At 70.8% G+C, this 13,843-nt stretch carries 12 protein-coding genes; 4 read left to right on the top strand and 8 right to left on the bottom strand.

Annotated elements, in window-relative coordinates:
* Positions 1 to 4: 4 nt before the first annotated feature.
* Positions 5 to 1,192 carry a GTP-binding protein gene (locus ACZ4V1_RS34025; protein ID WP_468344401.1) on the top strand — a complete coding sequence of 396 codons (1,188 nt, stop codon included), beginning with the start codon at positions 5 to 7 and terminating at the stop codon, positions 1,190 to 1,192.
* A gap of 619 nt (positions 1,193 to 1,811) precedes the next feature.
* Here ACZ4V1_RS34025 and aztD read toward each other — a convergent pair.
* From aztD to aztB, 4 genes are all read right to left on the bottom strand, one after another.
* Positions 1,812 to 3,011, bottom strand: coding sequence for a zinc metallochaperone AztD (gene aztD / locus ACZ4V1_RS34020; protein WP_468344399.1), 1,200 nt, complete (start codon positions 3,009 to 3,011; stop codon positions 1,812 to 1,814).
* Positions 3,012 to 3,099: 88 nt separating this feature from the next.
* Entirely contained in the window at positions 3,100 to 4,062 is a 963-nt protein-coding gene (gene aztC / locus ACZ4V1_RS34015; protein ID WP_468344397.1) for a zinc ABC transporter substrate-binding protein AztC, read from the bottom strand.
* Positions 4,059 to 5,297, bottom strand: a complete 1,239-nt coding sequence (locus tag ACZ4V1_RS34010; protein ID WP_468344394.1) for a hypothetical protein — start codon at positions 5,295 to 5,297, stop codon at positions 4,059 to 4,061. The genes aztC and ACZ4V1_RS34010 overlap by 4 nt, the downstream gene beginning before the upstream one ends.
* Positions 5,298 to 5,307: 10 nt before the next feature.
* A complete protein-coding gene (gene aztB, locus ACZ4V1_RS34005; RefSeq protein ID WP_468344391.1) occupies positions 5,308 to 6,204 on the bottom strand; it encodes a zinc ABC transporter permease AztB in 897 nt (298 codons plus the stop codon).
* A gap of 14 nt (positions 6,205 to 6,218) precedes the next feature.
* On the opposite strand from aztB, the gene aztA reads away from it, so the two are divergent.
* On the top strand, positions 6,219 to 6,962 hold the full coding sequence (gene aztA, locus ACZ4V1_RS34000) for a zinc ABC transporter ATP-binding protein AztA (protein WP_468344388.1): 744 nt from the start codon (positions 6,219 to 6,221) through the stop codon (positions 6,960 to 6,962).
* Positions 6,963 to 7,094: 132 nt separating this feature from the next.
* Here the strand turns inward: aztA and ACZ4V1_RS33995 are convergent, their stop codons facing one another.
* The 3 genes from ACZ4V1_RS33995 to ACZ4V1_RS33985 all read right to left on the bottom strand — a co-directional run bounded on the left by ACZ4V1_RS33995 (position 7,095) and on the right by ACZ4V1_RS33985 (position 9,953).
* On the bottom strand, positions 7,095 to 7,892 hold the full coding sequence (locus ACZ4V1_RS33995; protein WP_468344385.1) for a DUF1963 domain-containing protein: 798 nt from the start codon (positions 7,890 to 7,892) through the stop codon (positions 7,095 to 7,097).
* Positions 7,893 to 8,320: 428 nt separating this feature from the next.
* Positions 8,321 to 9,199 carry an alpha/beta fold hydrolase gene (locus ACZ4V1_RS33990; RefSeq protein WP_468344487.1) on the bottom strand — a complete coding sequence of 293 codons (879 nt, stop codon included), beginning with the start codon at positions 9,197 to 9,199 and terminating at the stop codon, positions 8,321 to 8,323.
* Between the two features lie 175 nt (positions 9,200 to 9,374).
* Positions 9,375 to 9,953 (bottom strand): TetR/AcrR family transcriptional regulator, encoded by a 579-nt coding sequence (locus tag ACZ4V1_RS33985; protein ID WP_468344381.1) that lies wholly within the window; start codon positions 9,951 to 9,953, stop codon positions 9,375 to 9,377.
* Positions 9,954 to 10,211: 258 nt separating this feature from the next.
* Here ACZ4V1_RS33985 and ACZ4V1_RS33980 point away from each other — a divergent pair, with 258 nt between their 5' ends.
* Complete coding sequence (locus tag ACZ4V1_RS33980) at positions 10,212 to 10,358, top strand: hypothetical protein (RefSeq protein ID WP_468344379.1); 147 nt, start codon at positions 10,212 to 10,214, stop codon at positions 10,356 to 10,358.
* A gap of 335 nt (positions 10,359 to 10,693) precedes the next feature.
* Complete coding sequence (locus tag ACZ4V1_RS33975) at positions 10,694 to 12,142, top strand: alanine/glycine:cation symporter family protein (protein WP_468344376.1); 1,449 nt, start codon at positions 10,694 to 10,696, stop codon at positions 12,140 to 12,142.
* A 421-nt stretch (positions 12,143 to 12,563) separates the two neighbouring features.
* Here the strand turns inward: ACZ4V1_RS33975 and ACZ4V1_RS33970 are convergent, their stop codons facing one another.
* Positions 12,564 to 13,637, bottom strand: a complete 1,074-nt coding sequence (locus ACZ4V1_RS33970; protein WP_468344373.1) for a hypothetical protein — start codon at positions 13,635 to 13,637, stop codon at positions 12,564 to 12,566.
* Positions 13,638 to 13,843: the final 206 nt, after the last annotated feature.

The raw sequence follows: 13,843 nt of genomic DNA, 5'->3' as shown, positions 1-13,843 counted from the left end.
CTGTATGACCCACGCCCCCTCGCCGCGCCTTCCCGTCACCGTCCTGTCGGGATTCCTCGGCTCCGGCAAGACCACCCTGCTCAACCACGTCCTCACCAACCGCGAGGGCCTGCGCGTCGCCGTCATCGTCAACGACATGAGCGAGATCAACATCGACGCCGCCCTGGTGCGCGGCGGCGAGGCCGCGCTCTCGCGCACCGAGGAACGCCTGGTCGAGATGACCAACGGGTGCATCTGCTGCACCCTGCGCGACGACCTGCTGGAGGAGGTCGACCGCTTGGCGCGCGAGGGGCGTTTCGACTACCTCCTCATCGAGTCCTCCGGCATTTCCGAACCCATGCCGGTGGCCGCCACCTTCGCCTTCGCCCGCGACGACGGCGCCACCCTCGGCGACCTGGCCCGGCTGGACACGATGGTCACCGTCGTCGACGCGGCCGGCTTCCTGCCCGAGCTGGCCGGCGGCGACGAACTGACCGAACGGGGCCTGGACCAGTACGAGGACGACGAACGCACGGTCAGTGATCTGCTGATGGATCAGATCGAGTTCGCCGACGTCCTCGTCCTCAACAAGCTCGACCTCGTCGACGCCACCTCCGCCGACCTGCTCCGGGCCGCCCTGGCCCGCCTCAACCCCGCCGCCCGCGTCGTGTCCGCGGTGCGGGGCCGCGTCCCGGTCGGCGAAGTCCTGGGCACCAGCCGCTTCGACCTGGAGCGCGCGCAGCAGGCCCCCGGGTGGGTCAGGGAACTCAACGGCGACCACGTCCCCGAGACGGAGGAGTACGGCATCTCTTCCACCGTCTTCCGCTCCGCGACGCCCTTTCACCCCGGGCGGCTGTGGACGTTCGTGACGGAGGCACTGGACAGCGGGGCCTACGGGCAGGTTCTCCGGTCCAAGGGTTTCTTCACCCTCGCGAGCCGGCCCCATGTGACGGGACTGTGGTCGCAGGCCGGCTCGGTAGCCCGCTTCGAGCCCTCCTCCGCTCGGGACACCGACGGACCCCACGCTCAGGAAATCGTCTTCATCGGGACCCAGTTGGACAAGGACACGCTGAGCACGGCCCTGTCCGACTGCCTCATGCGGGAAGGCGAGGCGCCCCCCGCGTCCGACCCCTTCCCCACCTGGGACACCTACGGTTTCGACGAGACCTGCGCACACGAGCACGACCCCCTCACCGCCGTGACGAGGCACTGAGACTCCGGGCCGGCCGGTGGTCGCAGCCACGGCACCGTCCGGCCCGGTACACAGCTGTGCCTGGGATGCCGCTCACGGACAGGGAAAAGCCGCGCCTGGGGACGGTGCAGGAGACGCTCCTCGTCCCGCCGTACGCCCGTGCCGTGCAGACCCGCGGGGAACACGCCCTGCTCCGGGACCCACGGGCCGAAGAGATCGTCGCCTCGATCGACTACGACTTCGGACGCTTCGGCAACCCGCCGAGCCTCACCGGCGCACTGCTGCGCACCCTGCTGTTCGACCAGTGGGCAGCCGACTTCCTGTCCACTCGCCCCGACGCCACCCGAGGCCGTGCTTCCCCACCTGGACGAGGCCGACGTCCACCAGGTCGTCGATCTGCTCGCCGACCGCTTCCCCGGCTCCCTGCTCGCCCTCGACACCGCCGGCTCGGGGTCGCAACGTCCAACGACGTTGCGACCCCCGCCGTCGTGCGCAGGTATTCGACCCCGGCGGTCCGCGCCGTCATGACCTGCACCGCGGCGCATCAAAGCTCGCGTGAGCGCCTGATGCGCACAGCACCGAGCCGCCCGCCGGGCCGGGCCGGCGGGCGCTCCGTAGGAAGTGCTGGGAGTGGGACCGGTCAGTGACCGTCAACCGTCCCGGACAGTTCGTTGGTGGCCTTCGGCAGCGTCACGGACGTCAGCTTCTCACCCGAGTCCAGGTCGAAGGAGTGCAGTCGGCGCTCGCCCGGCTCGGAGACGTACGCCGTGTGGTCACGGACGAACAGCGTGGGCCTGGGCTGCTGCCAGTCCAGGGGCTCCGTCCAGTCGCCGACCGCTTCGATCTTCTTCTCCACCTTTCCGGTCTCCGGGTCGATGACGTGGAGGACACCGTTGGTGCCGAGCACGAGTGCTTCGCCGTGCGGGCCACGGCCGAGCGAGCGGAAGGAGTAGCTGGTGCCCAGGTCGACCAGCTTCATCTTCGCCGTGCGGGTGTCGATCAGCGATATGCGGGTCGGCCGTTCCAGTTCCGCCTCGGGGTCGGTCTTGTAGTCGCCCAGGAGGATCGGGGAGACGTCGCTACCGGCCTGGTTGCCGGTGCGGGCGTAGTCGTCGGGGGCGTCGACCTTGGTGAACTTGCCGTCCTTGTAGAGCAGGACGCCGTCCTCGCAGCCGAGGCCGACCACCTCGCCCTCGGCCGCTGCCTCGCCGTGCACACCCGGGCAGTTCTCGGCGCGCGCGATCTCCTTGTCGTCCTTGTCCAGGACGATCGCGCCGGTGCGCTTCTCCTCGGTGCCCAGGGTGGTGACGAGTTCGCCGTCGGCCAGTTCGATGGCGACACCGTGGTGAGGCTCCGCGGAGGTGTGACTCCGGCCCTCCGGCTGCTTACCGCCGGCCAGGTCCGCGGGGTCGAACACGTTCACCTCGCCCGTACCATCGGTGAACAGTGCCGTCCTGCCGCCGTGCCGCACGACGTGGCCGGGCTTCGCACCCTCGAACTCGGCGCCCGTGAAGGCCTGCCGGGCCGCGTCGAACACGCGGAAGCCGCTGTCGGTGGAGACGATGACGTGGTCCTCGTCTCCCGCCGGGTTGACCCGGTTGAAACCGGGCAGCTCGACGGTCTTCGCCAGCTTCAGGGTCTCGCCGTCGAGGACGTACAGCCCCCCGTCGTACGAGGCGACCAGCGGGTTCCCGACCGCGGCGGCCCCGCTGCCGTTCGTCTGCTTCTTCGGCGCGGCGTCGGACGAGGCGTCTTCGCCGCCGCAGGCGGTCAGCGCCATGGACGCCGCCAGGGCGAGTGCGGTGCCCGTGAGCGTTCTGGCGCGGGTCGACCTGTTCATCGAGTCTCTGTCCTCTCCGGCCCATCGGGCACGGGGTTGTGTGGTGGAACGGCCGGCGTTCGGTTCACCGGGCCGCGGGAAAGCTCGTTCAGTCGCCGGTGAGGCCCTCGGCCATGGCCGAGGTGTTGGCGCGCATCATCTCCAGGTAGGTGCCGGCGCCCTTGCCCTTCTCGGTCAGCGACTCGGAGTACAGGGAGACGACGTCCACGTCGCCGCCCATCTCCTGGCGCAGCACCTCGGCCAGCCGGGTGGGCTGGGAGGAGTCGGCGAAGACGGTGCGCACCTTGGCCTTCTCCATGGCCCGGGTGAGGGAGCGCAGGTCGGAGGAGCTGGGTGAGGCGAGGGTCGTGCCGCTGGGGATCACGGCGCCGATCACACGGAAGCCGAAGCGGTCGGCCAGGTATCCGAAGACGTGGTGATTGGTCACCAGGGCACGCCGGTCCTCGGGGATGGCGTCGAAGGACTTCTCCATCCACGCGGTGAGGTCGGCGAGTTGTCCGTCGTAGCGTGCGGCGTTGTCACGGACGGTCTTCTCGTCCACGCCGTCCACGTGCTCGGCGACCTGGTCGGCGATCAGGCCGGCCGCCTTGCGCACCCGGTCGGGGTCGGTCCAGAAGTGCGGGTCGGGCTCGCCGGCCTCCTCCTCGGGGCCGCCCTCCTGCCCGGTGTGGAAGGTGAGGGGGTCGGCCGCCTCGCCTGCCGCGAAGGTGGCCACGCCGGACTCGCGTGCCGCCTCCACGTGCCGCAGCACGTTCTCCTCCAGACCCAGACCGTTGCAGACGACGAGATCGGCGTTCTCCAACTCGGCGGCCTGCACGGCCGACAGGCCGAAGGAGTGCGGGTCGGCGTTGGGCTTCATCAGCACGCTGACGTCCGCCTCGTCCCCGACGACCTTCCGGGTGATGTCGCCGAGGATGTTGGTGGTCACCACGACCCGGGGCCGGCCGTCGTCGCCGCTCGCGCAGCCGGTCGCCGCACCGGCGAGGACGAAGAAGCTGACCAGGCTCGCCAGCAGAGCGCGGACCCGTGCCACCCCCACGCGCACGCTCATCGGCCCGTCTCCACCATCAGGGACGGCCGGACGTCGAGGTCGAACGTGCGGGCCACACGGAGGCTGTCGTTGTAGTCGATCTCGTAGACGCGCTCGCCTTCGGGGTCGTTGAGGTAGGCGCGGCTTCGGTCCACCTCGATCACCGGTGTCGCGGTGGTGCCGGAGCCGGCTTCGGGGGTGTCCTTCAGCAGAGGTCCGGTGAGCGTGGTCTGCTTGCCGGCGGATATGTCGTAGCCGTGCAGGGCTCCGTCGGTCTCCAGGACCACCAGCGGCGAGCCTTCACCGGCCGTGTTGGCGGCGACCACGGGTCCGGTCTCCACTCGGGTCCAGGCGCCCTCGGTGACGTCCAGGACCCAGACGGCGTCCTTCCCCGCGGGGGCCGTGAGTGTGGTGCTGCCCGGACGGTGCCTGAACTCCGTGGCCCGCTCCGGCTTCGGCACGTCCTCGCCGTAGGGGATCTTCTCGGCGGTGAAGGCGCCGCCGTCCTCGTGGACGAGCAGGGCGCCGTCGGCGCAGCCGAGGACGATCCCGCGCCGGGTGACCGCGTCGCCCTTCGGGTCCTCGCACTCCGCCTCCGGGACGGCGACACGCTTGCCGGACCGGTCGAGTACCGCGACCCTCGCGGGGCCGCCGGCCTCGCCGGTGAGGGCGATCAGGTGCTCCGCGTACGGCACGACGGCCGCGGCGTACGCGCCTGGAAGCCGGGTGGGAGTGCCGAGGTCGCCCTTCTCCAGGTCGGCGCGGGGGTACACGTTCGCCTTCCCGTCCGCCGCCGTGACCACGGTGACGCCCGCGTCACCGCGGACGCTCGTGCCGGTGCCGCCCGGGATTTCGCCCACCTCCTGGATCTTCGCTCGGTAGTAGTGCACGTGGTCACCGTGGTCGACCGTCCACGCGCCGCTGTCGAGGACCCGGGTGCCGGCCGCACCGTGGAAGTAGCCGAAGCGGCCGTCCGTGGTGAGTGCGGTGACACCGGGCCTGCGGGCGGTGTCGTGGACCTTGCCGGTGATCAGGTCCAGCACCCGGGTGTCGCCGCTCTCGGGGTCGCCGAGGAGGAGCCGGGACTGCTGCTCGGCCGCCTCGGTGGCACCTTCCACGTAGCCGTGCGGGGTGGCGGAGGCGGCGGGGTTCTCGGCGCCGGACTCGGCGTCGTCCTGGCCCCCGCACCCGGCGGTCAGGAGGAGGACGGCCGCCAGCGCCGGGGCCGTCGATGTGACGCTTCTTCGGACGAACAAGGAGATCGCCTCAGGTTTCGTTCGATCGGGACGTGGGGGTACCGGCGGCCGACGTGACCGCCAGGGCGGGAGGACCGGCGCGGCGCACACGACGGCGGTGCCGCGATCCGGACGCCAGGTGGGACAGGAAGAAGAGGCTGACCGCGAGGGCCGAGACGGTCGCGCCGGCCGCGGTGCTCAGGTGCCAGGACAGCAGCAGGCCGCCGAAGGTGGCGGCCGCACCGAGGCCCGCGGCGAGGACCATGACGCCGCGGACGCCGCGGACCCAGGGCAGGGCTGCCGCCGGCGGGGCGATGAGCAGGCCGAGGACGAGCAGCGTTCCCACGATGTGGAAGGAGGCGACGATGGCCAGGGCCAGCAGGCCGAGCAGCACGGCGTGCGCAAGTCGGGGACGCAGGCCGAGCGTTCGGGCCTTGCGCTCGTCGAACGCCAGGGCCAGGAAGGCACGGTGCCCGGCCACTGAGACGGCCAGCGCCAGCAGCAGCGCCGCCCCGAGGAGGACCAGGTCGCTCTCGCGTACGGCGAGGACGTCACCGAAGAGGAACCCGGTGAGATCCACGGCGAACGACTGCGAGCGCGACACGATGATGACGCCGAGGGACAGCATGCCGACGAAGAGCAGGCCGATGCCGGTGTCCTGGGACAGCCGCGGAGTGCGGCCGAGGGCGGTGACACCGGCCGTCATGACGGTCGCACTCACCACCGCCCCCACCAGCAGGTTGCCCCCGAGCAGCGCGGCGACCGCGACGCCCGGCAGGAGGCCGTGGGACATGGCGTCACCGAGGAAGGCCATTCCCCTCAGCACCACCCACGTCCCCGCGAGGGCGCATATCGCCGACACCAGAATCCCGGCCCACAGGGCCCGCTGCACAAAGGCCACCTCGAAAGGGGCCGTCAACCACTCCATACGAGGACTCTACAATGACAATCATGTTCAACAAGCACCCGGCGACGCCGCCCGGCGACGCGCTACGGAACGAGCGCGTCCGTTTCAGCGACCTGGACGCGGGCTACCCCGGCCGTCCGGTACTCCGCCAACTCACCGCGCACATACCGGCCTTGGCCATGACGGCGCTCGTCGGACCGAACGGCAGCGGGAAGTCCACGCTGCTCGGCGTCCTCGCCGGCGTGATCGACGCCACCTCCGGACAGCTCTGGTACGCGGAAGGCCGCCCGCCGGCCTTCGTCCCGCAGCGCGGCGCCGTCGGCGACGCACTCCCCCTCACGGCACGGCAGACCGTGGAAATGGGCCGCTGGGGAGAGCGGGGGCTGTTGCGGCGGCCGACCCGGCAGGACCGGAGCGTCGTCGACTCCGCCATGGAACGACTGGGCGTCGCCGGCCTCGCCGCCCGCCAGCTCGGCGAGTTGTCCGGTGGGCAACGTCAGCGCGTCCTGATCGCCCAGGGACTGGCCCAGCAGTCCGACCTGCTGCTTCTTGACGAGCCGACCACCGGGCTCGACCCCGAGGCCCGGGAACGGATCACGGCGCTGCTGACGGACCTGGTCGCCGGCGGCACGACCGTCGTCCAGGCCACGCATGACCTGGAGGCCGCCCGTTCGGCCGACGCCTGCCTGCTCCTCGGCGACGGACGGCTGGCCGGGCAGGGCGCACCCGAGCAGGTCCTCACCCCGACGGCCCTGTCCCGGATCTGGCAGCCGGCGTGAAGCGACCGGACCGGTGAGACCCGACGCGCCCACACCACCACCGTGTGGGCACACCGCCCCACGGCCCCCGGCCCTCGCCTCGCCGTCACCTCGACCACGGGTGCGGCCGACGGGTGCGGGCAAGGCCGGGCGTCATGCCATGTCGACGTGGCCGTACACGCGATCGAAGCGCAGGGACGCCAGGTCCTGACGGCGGATCATCCAGCTGACGACGGGCGAGTCGAGCTCGCGGACCTGCTCACCGCCACGCCAGGTGGCCAGCAGCACCCAGTCGTCGGTGTCCGCCGCGGCGTCGCCGGTCTCCGCCGCGTCGTCCCTGGCGAGGAGAAGAGGATCGTCGTTGAGGACGACAGGGTGGGCACCGAGTGCGAACGTCCAAGTCGGCCAGGAGCCCCCCACGTGCGTCCAGGCGCTCTCCAACTCCTCGGCGAGTTCGTACTCCTCGTCGTCGGGGGCGTCCCACCTGGCCTCCGCGAAGCTCTCCGGCATCGGCGGGGACGAGTGGTGCCACATCGTGCGCATGTCCTGCGACTCGAAAGGCTCCTGCCCGGTCTCCACACGCCGGACGGCCGCCGGTGTCCCGGCGGGAACATGGCACACCGCGTCGCTCGTCGGGCCGTGCAGGCCCAGCTCCAGGTCGGCGAAAAACAGCAGGTGCCCCGCTGACGGCAGGGGGAGCCCGGTGGCGCCCTGGGGTATCAGCGCGCAGTCGACGCGGGCGATCAGGGGGTGGCACGGATCCGGGGCGTCTTCCGGCACTACCGGATCACCACCCATCCGCACCACGAGCGGCCCGTCACCGCCCTGTGTGAAGAACGTGCCCGGCACGGCGGCGCGTATCCACTCCTCGACCTCCTCCGGGGGCAGCCCACGGGACTCCGCTTCGGCGCGGAAGCGACGCACTCGCTCGGTATTCCAGTCATCGATCACAGCCACACCCTAGCGAGGAGGAAGGACACCGCAGGGGGCCGCGGCGGCGGCGGTTCACGGCGGCGGCGGTTCACCGCGGCCAGGGCAACCGGCCTGGCCCCGCGTCCTGGGTCCCGTGTCGCGGGCGCCTGGGCGACCTGCTGCGAGAGATGGCGCTGGTGTCCCAGCGGACGCTGTACGCGCACTTGAGCACCACTGACTGACGCTCATTGGGCGCGGTGGCACTCCGGGACCGGGCGCCGAGGCGGGGCGGCGGTGGCAGTGGCGGTGGCAGTGGCAGTGGCGAGACCATCGTGAGGTGCGTGACCGGGCGGGCATGCCAAGGTTCTGTCCGGCCCGTCAAGTCAGCCGTCCACCTCGCGACGAGGCTGCGTGCGGTCACCGGTTCCGTCCGCCGGGGCCTTCCGGCCGCGGCGGACGGACATCGGCTACCGGCGCGCCGCCAGGAACGGCAGGACGACGTCGGCCATCTCGTCGGGTACCTCCTCCGCGAGGTCGTGGCCGGCGTCGAAGACGTGTCCGGTGACGTGGTGGGCCACGAGTCGCGCCTGGGACTCGTTGCGTTCGCCGATGAATGCGGAGCCGCCGAGTGCCAGCACCGGGATGTCCAGCTTCTTCCGGGCGGCCTGCCGATTCTGTTCCGCGTCGGTGAGCATCGCCCGGTAGACGGCGAGCATCGCGCGGATGCCACCGGGCATGGAGTAGCAGCGCACGTACTCCTCGATGGCGTCAGGGGTGGCCGTGTCGGGGTGGCTGCGCTCGCTCTTGATCATGTAGGTGATCAGTTCGCGTTCGTGCCCGGCGATCAGCATCTCGGGGACATCGGGCTGGAAGTAGAAGCCCAGGTGCCACAGGTGCATGCCGCTGGAGACGTTCTCGGGGTTGAGGGCGGTGTGGTCCTCGAAGCCGAAGCCGGGGAACAGCGCCTCGGCGAAGACGAGGGCGGTGGCGTGGTCGCGGTGGCGGGCGGCGAGCTGGTAGCCGATCACCGCTCCCCAGTCCTCGCCGATCACGGCGTAGGTCTCGTGTCCGAGACGGGCCATCAGCTCGGCGATGTCGTCGCTCATCGTCGCGGAGTCGTAGCCGGCCGCGGGGCGGGCGGAGTCGCCGAGACCGCGCAGGTCGGGCACGACGACGGTGTGGTGGGGCGTCAGCTTCGGGGCCAGGTGGCGCCAGTGGTAGCCGGTCTTGGGCACGCCGTGCAGCAGTACCACCGCGGGGCCGGACCCGGCCGTCCGGTAGTGCAGACTCGTTCCGTTGACGGCGGCGCGGCCGGTGCGCAGGGGCGTCATGGTGTGGTCGTACATCGTCACGTGGCACTTCCTGTCTTGTCGGGTGCTGTGGGTCGACGGGGTGACCTGGCGGTCCGGATGGCCGGCGCTGCCGGGGGCGCTGCCGTCGCGCCAGGCCTGCCACCCAATTTCTGGATCGTGCGTTACAGATTCAGGGCATGAGGAACTCCGGCCGAGGCCGCCGGGTTCCTCAGTCGAGAGCGGTCAGCGCGACTTCCACGAGGGGTTCGAGGGTGGGCACGTCCGGCGTGATCTTCGACGAGACCAGCAGTCCGTTGAGGAAGGTGACCAGGAACGCGGCGACCGTGTGCGGGTCGTGCCGCGCCGCGATCTCACCCCGCTCCATCGCGGCCCGCAGTACGTCGGTGAGCACCTCCCGGCTCGCGTCCTGCATGTCCCGCACGGTGCGCCCGGTCGCCGCGTCCTGAGGCAGCCGCTCACAGACGGCGTTCACGGCCAGGCAGCCCTGGCCGCCGTTGTCGACGGCGATGCGGATGCGCTCCGTGAGCAGCGCACGGATCGCCGCGCGGGCGTCCACTCCCTCCTCCAGACCAAGCAGGGCGTCCGCCGCGAGGGTGGTGCGGTAGTGCTCCAGCGCAGCCCGGTACAGGCCGTCCTTGTCACCGAACGCGGCGTACAGGGACCCCTGCCCGATCCCCAGATGCCGAGTCAGATCGCGCACCGAGGTCGCCTCGTAGCCACGCGTCCAGAACAGCTCCATGGCGCGGCTCACCGCCGCCTCGGTGTCGAACTCCCGGATCCTTGCCATGCCCTCACCGTAACTTATCTGGATCGCTCGCTCAAGAAAGGAGGGCCCGAGTCGAAGGAGTCCCTCGTGGAGGCCGGCCGACCGCGAGGTGGACGCACAAGGGGGAGCACACGCTTTCGGCGCGCTCCGGTGAGCGACTGAACCTGCCGCCGGCCGTGATCCGTTCGCCGACGTACACGGAGGCAGGGACGCGACCCCCCTCTTCACCGCCCGGCCCGACGCCGTGGTCTTCCCCGCCGGCACCCGGGAAGTCTCGGCGTGCTGGAGCCCGCCATCCGGCACGGCGTTCCGGTCGTCCCGCGCGGCGCCTCCGGCGGTGTACTCCCCGCCACCCTCAGCGCCAGCCCCACGAACATCCCCCAGCGGGTGGACGGCTCCCACCACATCCTGGGTACATGCGACTGAGCGCAGGCGGGTGGCCTGCCCGCCAGCTCGCGGCCGGGCGCCGGATCCGTGGGGCGTGCCGCGCCGGGAGCCGACGACGGCGGAGCGGGCCTCGGCGACCAGCTCTGACGACGGCTTCGGCCGGCGGCTTCCCGTATGCGTCGGATTCATGTGAGATAGAGCACTTTCAGGAACCATAGGCAGGGACGGTCGCCCCAGCCTAGAGTCCTGGGGTTTGCGGAGTGTTTACCTCCGCACCGCACGCCCGGCCCGACCGTCCGCTCCGTACACGACCTGTACGCGCATGCAGGAACCGGGCCGATTCCCCGACTCACGAGGAACCGGGAAGCATTCGCATGAGCACGTTGGAAGCCTGGGTCGTCGATGTCAACGACGTCTTCTGGACATATCTGCTGATTCCGCTGGTCGCCGTCGTCGGCGTCTGGTTCACGTTGCGCTCCAAGGGCGTGCAGATCCGCCTGATCCCGGAGATGTTCCGGGTCTTCAAGGACAAGCCGCAGTCCGGCGTCAGCCCCTTCGGCGCCTTCACCATCTCCGCCGCCGCGCGGATCGGCACCGGCAACATCGCCGGCGTGGCCACCGCGATCACCATGGGCGGACCCGGAGCCGTCTTCTGGATGTGGATGATGGCCCTGATCGGCGGTGCCTCGGCGTTCGTCGAGTCGGTCCTGGCCCAGCTCTACAAGGTGCGCGACACCGAGCCCGGTACGTACCGGGGCGGCCCGGCCTACTACATGCAGAAGGCGCTCGGCATGCGCTGGCTCGGCGTGGTCTTCGCCGTTCTGATCACGCTGACGTTCGGGTTCGTGCTGACCGCGGTGCAGTCCAACACCATCACGGTGGCCACGAAGGGCTCCTTCGGCTCGGACGCCTCCTGGTTCAACCCCGTCCTCGGCGTCGTGCTCGCCGTGCTGCTCGCGCTCGCGGTGTTCTTCGGCGTGAAGCGCCTGACGGCCGTCACCAAGGTCATCATCCCGGTGATGGCCGGGATCTACCTGCTGGTCGGCCTGGTCATCGTGCTCCTCGACCTCGGCAGCGTGCCGGGCATGCTCGGCGACATCATCGGCGGGGCCTTCGGCTTCCGCGAGGTCGCGGGTGGCGCCGTGGGTACGGCGATCCTGCAAGGCGTGCGGCGCGGCATGTTCTCCAACGAGGCGGGCATGGGTTCCGCCCCGAACGCCGCCGCGGCCGCGGAGACCACGCACCCGGTCAAGCAGGGCTTGGTCCAGACCCTCGGCGTCTACTTCGACACCCTGGTCATCTGCACCATGACCGCCTTCGTGATCCTTTCCGCCAACCCGACCCTCGGTGAGCGCGGCGGCGCGGACGTCACGCAGTCCGCCTTCACGAGCGCGCTCGGCGACTGGGCCGGTCACCTGCTGACCCTGGTGGTCTTCATGGTCGCCTTCAGCTCCATGATCGGTAACTACTACTACGGCGAGTCCAACATCCAGTTCATCACCCGCAGCAAGGGCGTGATGAGCTCGTACCGCGCAATGGTCATCGCCTGCGCCGTCCTCGGCGCGATCGGCTCCGTCCCGCTGGTCTGGAGCCTCGCGGACGTCACGATGGGCGCGATGGCCCTGGTCAACCTGATCGCGATCATCCCCCTCGGCGCGGTCGCCTTCCGCCTCCTCGACGACTACACGGCCCAGCGCCGCCAGGGCCTCGACCCGGTCTTCCGAAAGGACCAGGTGCCGGGCCTGCGCGGCGAGGTGGAGTGCTGGGGCGCGTCGGACGAGGACGCCACCCCGGAGGAGCGGACGCCGGTCGGCTCACGCTGACACGAACGCGCCCCCGCGCGACCGTACGCGTCGAAGGGCGGCATCCCGGGAGGGTGCCGCCCTTCGACGCGTCTCAGGGGCCGGACCCGGCTGCGGCGCGAAGGGGCGCGGGGCCCGCCGCGCCACCGAGCGCTTCATGGGCGAGGACGGCCTGAAGAGGCCGGCGGCGCCGGCACCGGAGGCGACTCCGAGTCGCGTCGCAGACAGGCGTGTCGTCCTCCATCCGGGCATCCGGGCATCCGGGCGTCCGGGCATCCGGCTCAGCGGGCCGACGTGATGTGACGGCGGCCGGCACTTGACCCGCAGGGTTGTTCACACGCTGATGGGTGGCCGGCCTGCGAGTGCGGTGCGGCAGCGGTGGTGGTGGTTGCAGGTGTGCGGGAAGTCCGCCAGGGCGGCTCTCCGCTCGTCCCTGTGGCCGTCAGACCCCGATCAGGGTGTACGTACCCGTACCGTCCTGCCTGCCGCTGGAGTACTGGCGTATGAACTCCCCGTCCGCGTACCGGTCGTGGCCCATCATGGAGCCGGTGTACTTGTTCTGCACACCGATCTTCGAACTGCCGGGTACGTCGCGGTAGATGTAGAACCGCTGGAGGTCGTCCTCCGCGCAGGGGACCGTCATCAGGACCGCCCGTTCGGTGGCCGCGTTCTGCGCGGCGATGGTCGCGCACCCGCCGTTGCCCCAGTTCCACAGGGACGCCTCGAGGACCCCGTCGCGCTCCGTCACGTTGCACAGGCGCCAGTTGTCCAGGTGCGCGCTGAAGATCGTCGAGGGCCGCAGCCGGACACCGTCGTCCGCCAGGAGCGGCGCGCCCCAGGACAGGGGCTTGCCGGGTACGGCGATCTTGTAGGCGCCGGCCTCGCAGTCGAGAGCGGCCCGCGCGCTGCTCCCGGTGGCCTTGGGCTGTTCGGCGGACGTGCCGCTCGTGAGAGCCGGGCGCTGCACGAGGCGGTCCCGCTCCTGCTTCGCCGTCGGCGCCACCGCACCAGCCGGGTGCCCGGCCTTCACGGCGGCCGAGCCGCAGTCGAGGAGGCCCTGCGCCTTGGCCATGATGCTGCCTGCGGGCACGCTGTCCTGGCAGCGCACCGCGCCTTCCTCGAGGGTGGTGTAGGTGGTGAAGCTGCCGCTGCCGGGCCCCTCGGTCCACTTCAACGCCCAACTGCCGTCGCCCTGTTGGGCGCGGTTGCAGTTGAGGCTCGCGTACGTACCGGTGACCTTCTTGGTGCCCTTGTAGACGCCGTAGTAGCCGGGCTGGTTGAAGTTCCACGTGACCGAATTCGACACGCTGCTGGTGGAGGAGTAGTCGACCTTTACGTTCAGGCCCAGGCTCGCGCCGACCTTGCCGAGGGTCTCGACGGCGAAACTGCCCTCGACATTGCCGTTGAGGCCGACGGAGACCGAGATGGTCGTCTGGGTGCTGGTGTTGACGGTCTGGTTGCCGGTTGTGCCCTCGGTGACGTACCAGCCCTTGAAGTGGGTGATCGTCGGGGACACTTCGGTGGTCTTGATGTACGGGTGGCGTGTGCCGAGGTCGGCCGCCGTACAGGTGTCGCCGGGCCGGGGCGCCGCCGTGTCGGCGGGTGCCGCGGCAGCCGGTGAGGCGGCAAGGCTCGTGGGGGGGGGGGGGGGGGGGGGGGGGAAAGAGCATAGCCAACCCGGGGGACAAAAAAGTCGTACTGCTCTTCCTATCCCCCCCTTGT

It is taken from the genome of Streptomyces sp. NPDC028991, assembly GCF_055564775.1.
The sequence above is the reverse complement of the archived record's forward strand: the minus strand, read 5'-3'. Positions and strand labels throughout refer to the sequence as shown.